The following is a 14218-nucleotide window of genomic DNA, read 5'->3' as shown; positions in this document are numbered from 1 at the left end:
CATGGACTTTCGTGATCAGGCCATCGCTGCCCGCCAGGCGTCCGTCGAGCTCGCAGCGCTGAACCGCGCCCAGAAGGACACGGCCCTCCAGGCCATGGCTGACGCGCTGGCGGCCGCCGAGCACGAGCTGCTCGAGGCCAACGAGGTCGACGTCGCCAACGCCCGCAGCGCCGGCACCGAGGAATCCATCGTCGACCGGCTGAAACTGACGCCCGCCCGCATTGACGCCATGGTGCAGGGCCTCCGAGACCTCGCCGCGCTGCCGGACCCCGTCGGCGACGTGGTCCGCGGCTGGAAGCTCCCCAACGGCGTCTCCGTCCGCCAGGTGCGGGTCCCCTTCGGCGTGGTCGGCATCATCTACGAGGCGCGCCCCAACGTCACGGCCGACGCCGCCGGCATCTGCCTGAAGTCCGGCAACGCCGCCCTGCTGCGTGGCTCGTCGTCGGCCCTGAACACCAACCGCGTCACCATCGCAGCGCTGCGCAAGGGGCTCACCGACGCCGGGGTCACCGGTGACGCGGTGCACCTGATCGAGGGGGGCCGCGAGGTCACCGGTGAACTGATGCGGGCCCGCGGCCTGGTGGACGTGCTCATCCCGCGCGGCGGCGCCGGCCTCATCCAGGCAGTGGTGGACGGCTCCACGGTGCCCGTGATCGAGACCGGCACCGGCAACTGCCACGTCTTCGTCGACGCGGACGCCGACATCGACCAGGCGATCACCATCCTGCTGAACGCCAAGACCCAACGGCCCAGCGTGTGCAACGCCGCCGAGACACTGTTGGTGCACCGCGACATCGCCGACGCGTTCCTGCCCCGCGCGTTGGCGGCCCTCTCCGGCGCCGGCGTCACCGTGCACGGAGACGACGCCACCCGCGCCTACTCCGACGCCGTGGTGCCTGCCGCCGCTGACGAGTACGACGCCGAGTACCTCACGCTGGACCTGGCGACGAAGGTGGTGGACTCCCTCGACGAGGCCCTGGCCCACATCCGGGCCCACACCACCGGCCACTCCGAGACCATCGTGACCCGTTCCCGCACCTCCGCGGACCGCTTCGCGGCCGAGGTCGACGCGGCCGCCGTCCTGGTCAACGCGTCCAGCCGGTTCGTCGACGGTGGCGAGTTCGGCTTCGGCGCCGAGATCGGCATCTCCACCCAGAAATTGCACGCCCGCGGCCCCATGGGCCTTCCCGAGATGACCAGCTCCAAGTACGTCATCGAAGGCGCCGGCCAGGTCCGCGGCTGAGCAAACCACCCTGACCACCACCACTGATTGCTAGGATCCCCTGCCATGAACCTTCTTCTGGAGACTGCTGCTGAAGCCCCACTCGTGCCGAGTTGGGTCATGGGTGCCATCGTGCTCGTGATCCTCCTGGGCGTGGTCGTCTGGCTCATCGGCTTCGGATCCGGTCGGCCCAACAGCCGGTGACGTCGACGGAACTGGGGGAGGCGCGGCTACAGCGCCCTGGCCGCTGGCGCCTGGGCGTCATGGGTGGCACCTTCGACCCCATCCACCACGGCCACCTCGTGGCCGCGTCGGAAGTGGCCGCCCAGTTCGGCCTTGACGAGGTGGTCTTCGTGCCGACGGGTGTGCCCTGGCAGAAGCGGCACCGTCGTGTCTCGCTGGCCGAAGACCGCTACCTGATGACGGTCATCGCGACGGCCTCGAACCCCCGCTTCTCCGTCTCGCGCGTCGACATCGACCGCGAAGGCGACACCTACACCGTCGACACGCTCCGCGACCTCCGCGCTGAGCGTGGCGACAACACGGACCTGTTCTTCATCACCGGAGCAGACGCGTTGCGCCAGATCCTGACGTGGCGCGGCGCCGAACAACTCTTCGACCTGGCCCACTTCGTCGGCGTGACCCGGCCCGGCGTCCCCATGACGAAGGACGACCTGCGCCACCTCCCCGAGAGTGCGGTCACGCTCCTCGAGGTGCCCGCGCTGGCCATCTCATCCACAGACTGCCGCGACCGCGTCCGGGGCCATCAGCCCATCTGGTACCTCGTCCCGGACGGTATCGTGCAGTACATCGCAAAGCGGGGGCTGTACCCGGCCCCCATGACAGGAGTTCCAGATGACCATTCCTGACGACGTGCTCGAGCCCGTCCGGATCGCCGCCCAGGCCGCGGCCGACAAGAGGGGCCACAGCATCGTCGCCTTCGACGTGTCGGAACAGCTGTCCATCACGGACGTGTTCCTCATCGCCTCGGCAGGCAACGAGCGCCAGGTGGGCGCCATCGTCGACGGCGTGGAGGAGGCACTGCTCAAGGCCGGCCGCAAGCCCGTGCGCCGCGAGGGTGACCGCGAGAACCGCTGGGTGCTGCTCGACTACATCGACTTCGTCGTGCACGCCCAGCACACCGAAGAGAGGCTGCTGTACAACCTGGAGAGGCTCTGGAAGGACTGCCCCCAGATCCCGCTCGACATCCACCTGCCTGAGGAGGCAGACGAGGAGCTGTGAGGATCGCTCACGCCACCCGCCTGGTGCTGCTGCGGCACGGTGAGACGGACCACAACGCCCAGGGCAGGTTCCAGGGCCATGCGGACATCCCCGTCAACGACACGGGTCGACGGCAGGCCGAGGCCGCGCGGGACCGTCTGGCGCCTTTCCACTTCGATGCCGTGTACACCTCGCCGCTCGTACGTGCCGCGGAGACGGCCCGCATCGTTCGGCCCGAGGCTCAGTTCGTCGTCGACCCACGGTTGATGGAGATCAACGTGGGCTCGTGGGCAGGCCTCACCTGGGGTGAGGTGCACGCGCTGATGCCGGACTATGAGGCCAAGTACGCCGACGGCGTCGACTTCCGGCGCTCGCCCGAGGGCGAGACGCTCGCAGAGGTGGTGGAGCGCGGCAGGCCGGCGCTGCTGGAGATCGCGGAGCGACACGACGGCGGCACCGCGCTGATCGTCTCCCACGGGCTGTTCCTCAACCGAGTGCTGCACTCGCTGCTGGGCCTCGAGGGCCGGGTGCTCGGCAGCCTCGCCAACGCGCACCACTCCGAAGTGGGTCACGCGCACGGCGCCTGGCGCCTGCTGGCCCACAACGTCGGCTGACCGAACAGCAGAGCACCCACGCCCGGGTGGGCGTGGGTGCTCTGCAGTTGCGGGTCAGACGCGCGGTTGGCGCTCAATCCACTGGGCCAACTCGACGCGCGGCCCGGTGAAGAACGGGGTCTCCTCCCGCACGTGGAGGCGGGCCTCGACGCCGCGCTGGTGGCGCATCGCGTCGGTGAGCCGGTGCAGTTCGTCCGCCTCGAAGGCGAGGATCCACTCGTAGTCGCCCAAGGCGAAAGCAGACAACGTCGAGGCGACGACGTCGGGGTATTCACGGCCGGCGATGCCGTGCTCCATGAGCATCTTGGAGCGGTGTTCTTCGTCGAGGTAGTACCAGTCGAAGCTGCGCACGAAGGGGTAGACGGTCAGCCAGGGGCGCGGGGCGAAGCCGGCGAAGCAGCTGGGCACGTGGGCGCGGTTGAACTCGGACGGGCGGTGCACCGCCACCACGGACCACACGGGGGAGAGGTAGTCGCCCAGCGCGCTGCGGCGCAGCGCGTGGTAGGCGGCCTGCAGCTTCTGGGGGTCGTCGGAGAGGGTCCAGACCATCAGGTCGGCGTCGGCGCGGAAGCCGGCGACGTCGTAGAACCCGCGCACGGTGACGCCCAGGTCTGCCATCTTCTGCTCAACCGACGTGAGGTCCACGTCGAGAGGCAGTGGAGCGGCCAGCTCGAACACCGAATACATGGCGTAGAGCGACTGCTGGTTGATGGCCTCGAGGTCGACATCGGTCTGGTCGCGTTCGTCGCGACCGGGGTGCTTGCTCATCTCAGGTGCCTTCCTCAGGTGGTTGCTGGACGGGGCAGGCAGCACCGTCCCGTCGAGAACTGACAGATGGTGGTGTCTTCCGCCTCGCCCCTGGCCACAGCCGCGCGGTGCAGCAGCTTGTCCACGAGCATCGCGACGAAACCCTCATCGGTGCCGACGGTGGCGGCCCTCTCGTAGGGGAGGCTGAGGCGCTCGGCGGTCTGCTTGGCCTCGGTGTCGAGGTCGTAGGCCACCTCCATGTGGTCCTTGATGAAGCCGAACGGCACCGCGACGACGCCGGCCACGCCCTCTTCGGCGACCTCTTCGAGCCGGTCGTTGATGTCGGGCTCCAGCCACGGGATGTGCGGGGCGCCGGAGCGCGAGCAGTAGGTGAGCTCCCAGGTGAGGGTCTCGCCGAGCGTCTCGGACGCCTCGCGGGCCACCGCCTCGGCGACCCTCAGGTGCTGGGCGTCGTAGCGGCTCTCGGGCTCGCCGGTGGCGGAGGCCTGGTTCATCGTGAGCGGGATGGAGTGGGTCACGAACAGCACCCTGAGTTCGCCGTCGCCGATGCGGCCCCACATGGTGCGCACCCCGTCGACGACCGCGCGGGCGTTGGCGGAGACGAACTCAGGGGTCTCCGCGAACGGGTCGATCTTGTCGATCTCGATGTCCTTGCCGTCGCGGGCGCCCAGGAGGTCCTCGCAGTACTGGCGGCAGCTGGAGTAGGAGCGGTACGCGGAGGTGGCCAGCGCGAGGACGCGGGTGTGGCCGTCGCCGATCAGCTCGTCGACGGTGTCGCCGATGTAGGGCGTCCAGTTGCGGTTGCCGATGACGACGGGCACCTCGATGCCGCGGCGTGCCAGTTCGGCGCGCACCGCCTCCATGAGGGCGGCGTTGAGCTCGTTGATCGGGGACTTCCCGCCGAACAGCATGTAGTGCTCGGAGACCTCCAGGAGGCGTTCATCCGGGATGTTCTTGCCGGCGGTGGCGTTGCGCATGAACGGCAGCACGTCGTCAGGTTTGTTCGGTCCTCCGTAGGAAGCGAACAGCACTGCGCTGTAGGGCTCGAGGGTCACATGGCCTCCCTGTCGAGGGTTGAATCGAGATCAGTCACGCTCAGGCTGGTCGCCGGGCAGGAATCTGTCTCCAGGGCGTCGGCGTCGATGCCGGGGGTTTCCCCGATGCCATAGAGCTCCGCCATGGCGTTGAGGTATTCATCCGTGCGGCCGCGTTGGGCGGCCAGCTTGGCACGGGTGGAGGGGATGTGCAGCAGGCGGGTGGCCAGCCGGCGCAGCGCGAGCGCCGCGTCGTCGTGCGACAACAGGCGGTTGGGCAGGCGGGTGACCTCGTCGTCCACGAGGCCCATGACGGCCTCGCGCAGGCCCACCACGGCGGGGTCGACGACGCGGGCGCGGAGCTTGGTGCGCGCCTCGGCGAGGCCCTCGTTGACGATCGACTGGGCGCGACGGGTGTCCTCCGCGATGCCGGAGCCGACGGACTGCTGGATGGTGGCCAGGTCCACGACGTGCACGCCGGGCAGCGTGGCGACGGCGGGGTGGACGTCGCGGTTGAGCGACAGGTCCAGGAAGCGGGCGGGGCCGGTGACGTCCGCGGGGGTGACCACATGACCGCCGCGGCCCCGGCACGTCACCACGACGTCTGCGGAGGGCAGCGCGTCGGGCAGCGATTCGATGTGGCCGATGCCGTGGCTCTCGGCGAAGTGGGCCCCGCGGCCGCTGGCGGAGTGGACCGTCAGGTTGGTGACGCCGCGGGTTCGGGCAGCAGCGACCACGGCCCCCGCGTAGGAACCGGTGCCCACCACCAGCACCCGGGCTGAGGGCCAGTCCGCGACGTCGATGAGGTCCAGGCCCGCGCTCACGACGGAGCGCCCGGCGCCCTCGAGGCTGGTTTCGCGTGCGACGCGGCGGGATGTCTTCAGCGCCTCCTCGACGGCGATGTTGAGCGGCAGCGACGTGTAGCCGAGGTCCTGGGCATCCATGAGGGCGCGGCGCAGCTGGCCTGCGATCTCGCGCTCGCCCACCACCATGGAGTCGAGCCCCGCGGCGACGCGGAAGACGTGGCTGAGGGCCGCCTCACCCAGGTACAGGTCCCAGGCCGGCGGGGTGGCGAAGTGGTCGTTCAGGGCGGCTCGCAGCTGCCCCGGCGTGGCCTCGCCGTTGGTGTCGAGGATGATCTCGACGCGGTTGCAGGTGCTGAGCACCACGGCGCCGGTCACTTCCGGCACGTCGCGGAGCCGGTCGACCATCCCCTCGATGTCGGCGGCAATCCGCTCGACCTCGGACAGGCCCTGCCGGTTGTGCTGAATGGAGAAGACACGCATTGTCACAGTGAGCCTCATTCAACCACCTTTGCCCGATAGGGCAGAATCGAACTCACCATGAGTTCACTGCTTTCAGCCCTCATCGGGCAGCGTCCCGAGAAGCTCCCCGTCTGGTTCATGCGCCAGGCCGGCCGCTCCCTCCCCGAATACAAGGCCGCCCGCGTGGGCACCACCATCCTCGAGGCCTGCCTGAAACCCGAGTTGGCGGCGGAGATCACGCTGCAGCCGGTGCGCCGTCACAAGGTGGACGCGGCCATCTTCTTCTCCGACATCATGACGCCCCTCGTGCTGGCAGGCGTCGATGTGGACATCGAGCCGGGCATCGGGCCCGTGATCGAGAACCCCATCCGCACCGCCGCCGACGTCGACAGGGTCGTCGGCCACCGGATCGAGGACCCCTCGGCGATCTCGGAGGCCGTGCGGCTGGTCGTCGCAGAGCTGGGAGAGAGCACTCCGCTCATCGGCTTCGCCGGCGCCCCGTTCACGCTGGCGGCGTATCTGGTGGAGGGCCGCGGTTCGCGTGACCACCTGCAGGCCCGCGCCATGATGCATGCGGATCCGGCGGCGTGGCACAGGCTGCTCGACTGGGCCGCGGAGCTCTCGGGCGAGTTCCTGAACGTGCAGATCGACGCCGGCGCCCGCGCCGTGCAGCTGTTCGACTCCTGGGCCGGCTCCCTCAGCCGCGCGGATTACACCGGGAAGGTGCAGCAGCACTCGGCGCGGGTGATGGCCGCGGTCGAGGGCCGCGTGCCCCGCATCCACTTCGGCGTCGGCACCCGCCACCTCCTCACCGACATGGCCGAGATCGGCGTCGAGACCCTGGGTGTCGACTACCGAACGCCCCTCGACGAGGCCGCCTGGCTCGTGCCGGGGGTTCCGCTGCAGGGCAACATCGATCCCGCGATGCTCGCCGCCGGCTGGGACGCCCTGGAGGCCCACACCCGCGATGTCGTCGAGCGCGGTCGCCAGGCACCCGCGCACGTCGTGAACCTGGGCCACGGGGTCCCGCCCACCACTGATCCCGAGGTGCTCACCGACCTGGTGGCCCTCATCCACGAGCTGTGAGCGGCTCGCGCGTCGCCGTCATCGGTGGCGGCCTCGCCGGAGTGTTGTCCGCCCTGCGGCTGCAGGAGGCGGGTCACACCGTCGAACTGCGGGAGGCGGCGCCTCGGCTGGGCGGCATGATTGCGCCCCTGCGGCTCGGCTCCGTCGAGGTCGACTCGGGCGCGGAGGCCTACGCCACGCGTGGCGGGGTCGTGCGGGCCCTCTGTGAGGACCTCGGACTCGAGGTGGCGGCGCCCCAGGGCACGCCCCACATCTGGTGGCGGCATGGCACCTTCCCCATGGCTGAGGGCGTGCTGGGCATCCCCAGTTCGCTCGACGACCCCGCTCTGGCTGTCCTCGAGCCGGATGAATTCGCCGCCGTCGCGGCCGAAGCGCAACTCGGGCGCCACGTCGGGGCCACGGCCACGACGGTGGGCGACCTGGTGCGGGCCCGCCTGGGCGAGGCGGCCCTCGCCAAGTTGGTGGCCCCCGTCGCCCAGGGCGTGTACTCCCTGTCGCCGGACAAGATGCCGCTCTCGGCGTTCGCGCCGACGCTGCTGGAGGCGCTGGCCACCGAGGGTTCGCTGCTCGCGGCGGTCGCGCTGGTGCGCGGCCCGGGCAGCGCCGCCGTCGAACAACCGATCGGCGGGATGTTCCGCCTCATCACCGCCATCGCGGAGCGTTTCGTCACGGCCGGCGGCAGCGTGCGCACCTCGGCGTCGGTGTCGTCGCTGCGCCGCGGGGGATCGGGCTTCCTGCTGACGCTGCATGACGGTGAGGTGCTGGACGTCGAGCGTGTCGTCATCGCCACCCCCGCCGCGCCCGCCGGAGTGCTGCTGGGCAATCTCGGGGTCGAGATCCAGGTGCCACCCGTCCGGACCGCCCGCTCGGCGTTGCTCGCCGTGACCACACCTGCGCTCGATGCCCATCCCGTCGGTTCGGGCGTCCTGTTGGCGGAGCGCGACGACACGTTGCACGCCCGCGCGCTGACGCACTATTCGGCCAAGTGGCCGTGGGCTGAGACCGGGCAGCACGTGCTGCGCCTCAGCTATCCCGAACACATCCTGGCCACCCGCGCGGACGCCCTCCGGGACGCTTCTCGGTTCGTGGGCGTGGAGATCCAGGAGCACGAAGTGCTCGGGTTCGCGTCGGTAGGCTGGGATTCAATGCCCACCCGCATCGACGCCTCGAACCGCGACTTCATCGTGGAGACGGCGCTCGAGGCCGGCGTCGATCTGGTCGGCGCCTGGCTGGACGGCAATGGGATCGCCGCCGTGGTGGCGGGAACGACAAGAGTGGTGAGATGAAGCTGAAGCTGGGCACCAGGGGATCAGCCCTCGCCGTGGCGCAGTCGGAATTGATCGCCGACGCGCTGCGCGACCGGGGGCACGAGGTTGAACTGGTGCGGATCCGCACCGGCGGCGACGTGGAGCGCGGCTCCCTCACCCAACTCGGTGGGCTGGGGGTCTTCGCTGCGGAACTGCGTACCGCCCTGCTGGACGGGGTCTGCGACTTCGCCGTCCACTCACTGAAGGACCTGCCCACCGCGCCGGTGCCGGGCCTGAGGATCGCCGCCATCCCGTTGCGCGCCGACGCCCGCGACGCACTGTGCGCCCGGGACGGGCTAACGTTCGCTCAGCTGCCCACCGGGGCCACCGTGGGAACCGGGTCGCCCCGCCGCGTCGCCCAGCTGCGCGCCCAGCGGCCGGACCTGCTCTACGTCGACATCCGCGGGAACGTGGGTACGCGGTTGGCTCGCGTCAAGACAGACGACCTCGACGCCGTGGTGCTCGCCGCCGCCGGCCTCGAACGACTGGGCATGACGCAACACATCACTGACTACCTGACCATCCTCCCCGCCCCGGGCCAGGGCGCGTTGGCCCTGGAATGCCGCACCGACGACGAGGTGCTGGCCGCAGAGCTCGCCGCCCTCGAAGACCCTGACACCAGGCTTGCCGTCGAGGCCGAGCGCGTGGTGCTGGAGAACCTCGGTGGCGGCTGCGCCGCGCCCATCGCGGCCCACGGGCACGACGGCGAACTCGAGGCCGCCGTCTTCGCGCTCGACGGCCGCAGATCGGTGACCGCCAGGGTGACCCTGAGCGACCACGCCGGGGCCATCGCCGCCGAGGAACTGATGCAGCTGGGCGCTGAGACGGTGGCGGAGCTGACCGCCTCGCGTCCGTCGCGGCTGGCTGAACTCCACGACGACTCGTCGCTCTGGGGCGGCGAGGACGTGCTGGCCGGCCTGCGCATCTTTGTGCCGCGCGCGGACACCGGAGACCTGGTGGGCGCCCTCCGCGCCGCGGGCGCCGAAGTGGTGGCCGAGCCCGTCCAACGCCGCGTGACACTGCGCCCAGAGGGCAGCTTCACCGACGCCGACTGGGTGGCGCTGACGTCGCCCGCCACGCTGGAGGTGCTCGACGAGTTGGGGATGACCATCCCCGAGCAGGCCCGCGTGGCGGCCGTGGGTGCGGCGACGGCGCGGGCGGCGCGCGAACGCGGCATCGACGTGGATCTGGTTCCGCAGGGTGCTTCCAGCGCCGCGGCCCTCGGTGAGGCCTGGCCCGCGGGCAGCGGACTGGTCGTCATCCCCGGGTCCGCGCTGTCGTCGACGGTGCTGGCGGAGGAACTGAGACGCAAGGGCTACGCGGTGGACCAGTTCGCGGTCTACACCATGGAGCCCGTCGATGACGTGCCTGGCAGCCTGCGGGGCGAGTATGAACGCTGCCTGTTCGATGTCGTGGTGATCCTCGCCGGCTCGATGGGCCGCGCCGTCGATCAACTCCTTGGTTGGCCGCAGGGTCTGCAGGTGGTGGCCTTCGGCCCGCCGTCGGCCGCCGCGCTGCGCCAGCTGGGCGTCGAAGTGGCCGCTGAAGCCCGCACCCAGGACGCCGAAGGGCTCATCCACGCCATAGCCAACCTCCCGAAGGGACATCGATGATCCAGTTCCGACCACGCCGCCTCCGCACCACGGCGGCCATGCGCCGGCTCGTGCGCGAGATCGAGGTGCGTCCCTCGCAGCTCGTGCTGCCCATGTTCGTCTCGGACGTGCCCGGGCAGATCTCCTCGATGCCCGGCGTGCGTCGCCACGGCATCGACGAGATCGCGCGTGCAGCGGAGAGTGCCGTCGCCGCCGGAGTGGGCGGGCTGATGCTGTTCGGCGTGCCTGAGGACGCGGCCAAGGATGAGCAGGGCTCGCAGGGTTGGGCCGAGGACGGCATCCTGCAGCGAGGGCTGCGGGCCGTACGCAACGCCGTCGGGTCTGACACGGTCATCGTGGCCGACACCTGCCTCGACGAGTTCACCTCCCACGGGCACTGCGGTTTCCTGACCGCGGACGGCGCCGTCGACAACGACGCGACGCTCGCGGCCTACGTCTCGATGGCCATCGCCCAGGCCGAGGCGGGGGCCCACGTGGTGTCGCCGTCGGGGATGATGGACGCCCAGGTGGAACACATCCGGGCCGGCCTCGACGGGCAGGGGTTCCAGGACACCGCCATCCTTGCGTACGCCGCGAAGTACGCCTCGGCGTTCTACGGTCCCTTCCGCGAGGCGGTCGGCTCGTCCCTGCAGGGTGACCGGCGCACCTACCAGCAGGACCCGGCCAACAGGCGCGAGGGGCTGCGTGAGGCCGAGCTGGACCTGGCCGAGGGCGCCGACATCGTGATGGTGAAGCCCGCCGGCCACTACCTCGACGTGCTCAGCGACGTGGCCGCAGCGTCGGACGTGCCTGTGGCCGCCTACCAGGTGTCCGGCGAGTACGCCATGATCGAGGCGGCCGCGGCGCAGGGCTGGATCGACCGCCGCGCCGCAGTGGCAGAATCAGTGACCGCGATCACGCGGGCCGGTGCAGATATCGTGCTCACCTACTGGGCGGAGGAGTTGGCGACGTGGCTGAAGTGAACCTGTTTGCGCGGGCGAAGGAGATCATCCCGGGCGGCGTGTCGTCGCCCGTGCGGGCGTTCGGCTCAGTCGGCGGTGACCCGGTCTTCATCCGCGAGGCTCGCGGCCCGCATGTCGTCGATGTCGCCGGGCGTGAATACGTGGACCTCGTCTGCTCCTGGGGGCCCGCGCTGCTCGGCCATGCCCACCCGCAGGTGATCGAGGCCGTCAGGGAGGCGGCCGGCCGTGGCCTCTCCTTCGGGGCGCCCACGCTGGCGGAGGTGGAACTGGCTGAAGCCATCCACGCGCGCGTCCCGGTGGCGGAACAGGTGCGCTTCGTCTCCACCGGCACCGAGGCCACCATGACGGCCATCCGGCTGGCGCGCGGCGCCACCGGCCGCGACGTCATCGTGAAGTTCGCCGGCTGCTACCACGGGCACTCCGACGCCCTCCTCGCCGCTGCCGGCTCCGGCGTCGCCACCCAGGGCCTGCCTGGCTCCGCCGGCGTGACGGCTGCCGCGGCAGGCGACACCCTCGTGGTCGAGTACAACGACCTCGAGGCGCTCGCCAGGGTGTTCGACGAGGCGGGGGAGCGCATCGCGGCCGTCATCACGGAGGCCGCGCCCGCCAACATGGGCGTGGTTCCGCCCGCTCCGGGCTTCAACGCGGCTCTCCGCGAGCTCACCGCCCGCCACGGTGCGCTGCTGATCGCCGACGAGGTGCTGACCGGTTTCCGGGTGGGGCCGGGCGGCTGGCTCGGTCTCGAGGGCGGCTACGCCCCGGACATCGTGACGTTCGGCAAGGTCGTTGGTGGCGGCATGCCGCTGGCCGCGCTCGCCGGTCGCTCTGAGGTCATGCAGTTCCTGGCCCCCGTCGGGCCGGTCTACCAGGCGGGCACCCTGTCCGGGAACCCGCTGGCCACCGCGGCGGGCCTCGCCACGCTGCGCCTGGCCGACGACGCCGTCTACGCCCACGTCGACCGCCGCTCCCTGGAGCTGCAGGCGGCCGTGACGGAAGCGCTCACCGCAGCCTCGGTGCCGCACACCATCCAGGCGGCCGGCAGCCTGTTCTCCGTCTTCTTCCGAGACGGTGCCGTTGCCAACTACGAGGACGCCAAGGACCAGGACACCCAGGCCTTCGCCCGCTTCTTCCACGCCATGTTGGACGCCGGGGTGGCGCTCCCGCCGTCGGCTTTCGAGGCCTGGTTCCTCTCGGCGGCCCACGACGACGCGGCCATGGCCCGCATCACGGACGCCTTGCCGCTGGCGGCGCGGGCTGCCGCTGATTCATGAGAGGCTAAGCAGCAATCACATCGGAAGGATCTTTCGTGAAGCTTCGGTTGGGTACGCGTGGTTCAGCATTGGCGCTGGCACGCTCCGCGATGGTTGCTGAGCTCCTCAGGGCGCAGGGCCATGAAGTCGACATCGTACGGGTGGCCACGGAACACGTGGACACCATCCACATGGCCGAGGGCTACTCCCTCGGCGTGTTCGCCCAGGAACTGCGCACGTCGCTGCGCAGCGGCGCGGTCGACGTCGTCGTGCATTCCGTCAAGGACGTCCCACTGTCCGACCGCCCTGAGGACCTCACGTTCGCCGCAGTGCTGAAGCGTGGCGACCATCGCGATGCGCTGTGTTCGCTCAGGGGCATGCCGCTGGCTGCGTTGCCGCGCCGCTCCCGCATCGGCATCACGTCGCTGCGGCGCCTCGCCCAGTTGCGCGCCCTCCGCCCGGACCTGACGTTCGTCGACGTCGGCGGCACCCTCCAGGACCGCCTGCGCCGGCTCGAGCCCGGCGACCTCGACGCCGTGGTCGTGTCGGCCGCCGGGGTGCATGCCCTCAAGGTGGAGGACCGGGTGGCCGAATACCTGCCCATCCTCACCGCACCCGGTCAGGGCGCACTGTCGCTCGAGTGTCGCCGGAGTGACCAGGAGACGCTGGAGGCGGTACGCGAACTCGACGACCTCGAGACCCGCATCTGCATCGAGGCCGAGCGCGCAGTGCTGACGGGTCTCAACACCACCTACCTGGCCCCTGTGGGAGCCCTGGCCACCCGCCGCGGCATCCTCGGCCTGAAGGCGGGCATCTTCTCGATCGACGGCACCAAGCGCACCGTCCTGGAGATCGGGTTGCCCACCTCCGAGTACCACGCGCAGCGCACCGGTCACAACGTCGCTGAGGCCCTGAAGGCGCGCCGGGCAGACCGGTTCATCACCGCCGAGGCGCTGGAGGCCGTCAAGATGACGGCTGACCACGCCGACGACTCCACCTTCATCGAGAGCCCGGAGGACGACGATCGCGTCAGGGTGCTGTTGCCCCGCCAGGAGGGGCGGATCAGCCAGGCCATGCGCGAGAACGAGTTGCGCGTGGACTGCGTGCAGCTCCAGGAGGCACGCCTGCTCTCGGCAGACAACATCATCGGCGACGCCGACTGGGTCGTCATCCCGTCAGGGCAGACGGTGTGGGCGTTGCGCGAACGCGGCTGGGACATCCCGGCGCACACGAAGATCGCGACGATGGGCTCCACCACCCAGCGCACCGTCGAGGATTCGGGGCGCCAGGTTGATCTGAGCCCCGAAGGCACCGCCAGCTCCCAGAAGCTCGTCGAGCTCTTCCCGCCGGCCGACGGTGAGCAGCGCGTCGTCATCCTGTGCGCGAACCAGCTCTCCACCAAGCTGGAGACCGGGCTCCGTGCGAAGGGCTACACCGTCGAACGCAGCGAGATCTACACCATGGCCGACGTCGAGGAGATCGACCCGGCCCTGCGCACCCGCTGGGACGACGGGGCGTGGGACGCGGTCTTCCTGAGCCAGCCGTCGCTGGCCCATGTGTACGCCAAGAAGCTCGGTCACCGCGATGACGTGCGGGTGCTGGCCTGGGACGAGGCCACTGCGGCGGCTGTCCGTGAGGAGGGCGTCGACGTCTTCGCCGTCGCCAAGTCGAAGGACACCTTCGGTATCGCTGATCTCGCCCGTCAGCTCCACAAGGCTCGCCGCTAGTTCCTGCGTGCCGACGGGGGAGGCTCGGAGTGCGCGAGATGGTTCCGCACACCGGGCCTCCCCGTCGATTATTCCGGGGCGTCCGAACAACGAACTCCCGATTTGTAGTTCTCTCGGAGCATGCGCTAAAGTTTTCCGAGTCGCCGCAG

At 70.4% G+C, this 14218-nt stretch carries 14 protein-coding genes and 1 pseudogene; 12 read left to right on the top strand and 3 right to left on the bottom strand.

Annotated features, from left to right (window positions below):
* Position 1 precedes the first annotated feature (1 nt).
* From H5393_RS09930 to H5393_RS09910, 5 genes are read left to right on the top strand one after another with little or no spacing between them, the layout of a single operon-like run.
* Positions 2-1243, top strand: a complete 1242-nt coding sequence (locus H5393_RS09930; protein WP_182766516.1) for a glutamate-5-semialdehyde dehydrogenase — start codon at positions 2-4, stop codon at positions 1241-1243.
* A gap of 45 nt (positions 1244-1288) precedes the next feature.
* Complete coding sequence (locus tag H5393_RS09925) at positions 1289-1426, top strand: hypothetical protein (RefSeq protein WP_182764791.1); 138 nt, start codon at positions 1289-1291, stop codon at positions 1424-1426.
* Positions 1423-2091 (top strand): nicotinate-nucleotide adenylyltransferase, encoded by a 669-nt coding sequence (nadD, locus tag H5393_RS09920; RefSeq protein WP_182766515.1) that lies wholly within the window; start codon positions 1423-1425, stop codon positions 2089-2091. The genes H5393_RS09925 and nadD overlap by 4 nt, the downstream gene beginning before the upstream one ends.
* Positions 2078-2464, top strand: a complete 387-nt coding sequence (gene rsfS / locus H5393_RS09915; RefSeq protein WP_182766514.1) for a ribosome silencing factor — start codon at positions 2078-2080, stop codon at positions 2462-2464. Before nadD ends, rsfS begins: the two co-directional genes overlap by 14 nt.
* Positions 2461-3057 carry a histidine phosphatase family protein gene (locus H5393_RS09910; RefSeq protein ID WP_182766513.1) on the top strand — a complete coding sequence of 199 codons (597 nt, stop codon included), beginning with the start codon at positions 2461-2463 and terminating at the stop codon, positions 3055-3057. The genes rsfS and H5393_RS09910 overlap by 4 nt, the downstream gene beginning before the upstream one ends.
* Before the next feature lie 54 nt (positions 3058-3111).
* Here H5393_RS09910 and hemQ read toward each other — a convergent pair whose 3' ends face one another.
* From hemQ to H5393_RS09895, 3 genes are read right to left on the bottom strand one after another with little or no spacing between them, the layout of a single operon-like run.
* The gene (gene hemQ, locus H5393_RS14630; RefSeq protein WP_182764787.1) at positions 3112-3825 is read right to left on the bottom strand and encodes a hydrogen peroxide-dependent heme synthase; all 714 of its coding nucleotides are present in this window, start codon (positions 3823-3825) and stop codon (positions 3112-3114) included.
* Between the two features lie 14 nt (positions 3826-3839).
* Positions 3840-4880 carry a ferrochelatase gene (locus H5393_RS14625; protein ID WP_182764786.1) on the bottom strand — a complete coding sequence of 347 codons (1041 nt, stop codon included), beginning with the start codon at positions 4878-4880 and terminating at the stop codon, positions 3840-3842.
* The gene (locus H5393_RS09895) at positions 4877-6163 is read right to left on the bottom strand and encodes a glutamyl-tRNA reductase (protein WP_182764785.1); all 1287 of its coding nucleotides are present in this window, start codon (positions 6161-6163) and stop codon (positions 4877-4879) included. The genes H5393_RS14625 and H5393_RS09895 overlap by 4 nt, the downstream gene beginning before the upstream one ends.
* A 39-nt stretch (positions 6164-6202) precedes the next feature.
* On the opposite strand from H5393_RS09895, the gene hemE reads away from it, so the two are divergent.
* From hemE to hemC (H5393_RS09865), 7 genes and pseudogenes are all read left to right on the top strand, one after another.
* Positions 6203-7210, top strand: coding sequence for a uroporphyrinogen decarboxylase (gene hemE / locus H5393_RS09890; RefSeq protein ID WP_182764784.1), 1008 nt, complete (start codon positions 6203-6205; stop codon positions 7208-7210).
* On the top strand, positions 7207-8496 hold the full coding sequence (locus H5393_RS09885; protein WP_182764783.1) for an NAD(P)/FAD-dependent oxidoreductase: 1290 nt from the start codon (positions 7207-7209) through the stop codon (positions 8494-8496). The genes hemE and H5393_RS09885 overlap by 4 nt, the downstream gene beginning before the upstream one ends.
* Positions 8493-9377, top strand: a pseudogene (gene hemC, locus H5393_RS14890) (hydroxymethylbilane synthase); the annotation flags it as partial. The gene H5393_RS09885 and the pseudogene hemC (H5393_RS14890), both read left to right, overlap by 4 nt.
* Positions 9378-9422: 45 nt before the next feature.
* Positions 9423-10130, top strand: a complete 708-nt coding sequence (locus H5393_RS14885; protein WP_370585880.1) for a uroporphyrinogen-III synthase — start codon at positions 9423-9425, stop codon at positions 10128-10130.
* A gap of 38 nt (positions 10131-10168) precedes the next feature.
* Positions 10169-11092, top strand: coding sequence for a porphobilinogen synthase (hemB, locus tag H5393_RS09875; RefSeq protein ID WP_370585974.1), 924 nt, complete (start codon positions 10169-10171; stop codon positions 11090-11092).
* Positions 11080-12363, top strand: coding sequence for a glutamate-1-semialdehyde 2,1-aminomutase (gene hemL, locus H5393_RS09870; RefSeq protein ID WP_182766511.1), 1284 nt, complete (start codon positions 11080-11082; stop codon positions 12361-12363). Before hemB ends, hemL begins: the two co-directional genes overlap by 13 nt.
* Positions 12364-12398: 35 nt before the next feature.
* Positions 12399-14069, top strand: coding sequence for a hydroxymethylbilane synthase (hemC, locus tag H5393_RS09865; protein WP_182766510.1), 1671 nt, complete (start codon positions 12399-12401; stop codon positions 14067-14069).
* The last annotated feature ends 149 nt before the right edge of the window (positions 14070-14218 follow it).

The organism is Tessaracoccus sp. MC1756 (genome assembly GCF_014164735.1).
Taxonomy (GTDB): Bacteria; Actinomycetota; Actinomycetes; order Propionibacteriales; family Propionibacteriaceae; genus Arachnia.
Note: the sequence above shows the minus strand (reverse complement) of the source record. Positions and strands in the feature narration are given on the sequence as shown.